Genomic DNA, 527 nt, shown 5'->3' with positions numbered 1-527 from the left:
AGGGTGAAGCCGGCGGGGGTGATGTCGATGACGGCGAGGTCGGTGATGACGCGGTCGACGCAGGCCTTGCCGGTCAGCGGCAGGGTGCACTCCTGCACCAGCTTGGGGCTGCCGTCGCGGGCGGTGTGCTCCATCATGATGATCACGCGGCGGGCGCCGTGGACGAGGTCCATCGCGCCGCCCATGCCGTTGACCATCTTGCCGGGGATGAGCCAGTTGGCCAGGTCGCCGCGGGGGTTGACCTGCATGGCGCCGAGGACGGCGACGTCGAGGTGCTTGCCGCGGATCATGCCGAAGCTCAGTGCGGAGTCGAAGAAGCTGGCGCCGGGCAGGATGGTGACGGTCTCCTTGCCGGCGTTGATCAGGTCGGGGTCCTCCTCGCCCTCGACGGGGTAGGGGCCCACGCCGAGGATGCCGTTCTCCGAGTGCAGCACCACGTGCACGCCCTCGGGGACGTGGTTGGGCACCAGGGTCGGCATCCCGATGCCGAGGTTGACGTAGGCGCCGTCGGTGAGGTCGGCGGCCAC

Annotated in this window: 1 protein-coding gene; it reads right to left on the bottom strand. The window is 69.8% G+C overall.

Features of this window, described 5'->3' with window-relative positions; genetic code table 11:
• Positions 1-527: 3-oxoacid CoA-transferase subunit B (locus ACI78V_RS22860; protein ID WP_456855122.1), on the bottom strand; the 527-nt coding region annotated here is incomplete at both ends.

Source organism: Geodermatophilus sp. SYSU D00742 (assembly GCF_054049935.1).
This window is presented reverse-complemented; position numbering and strand designations above follow the sequence as displayed.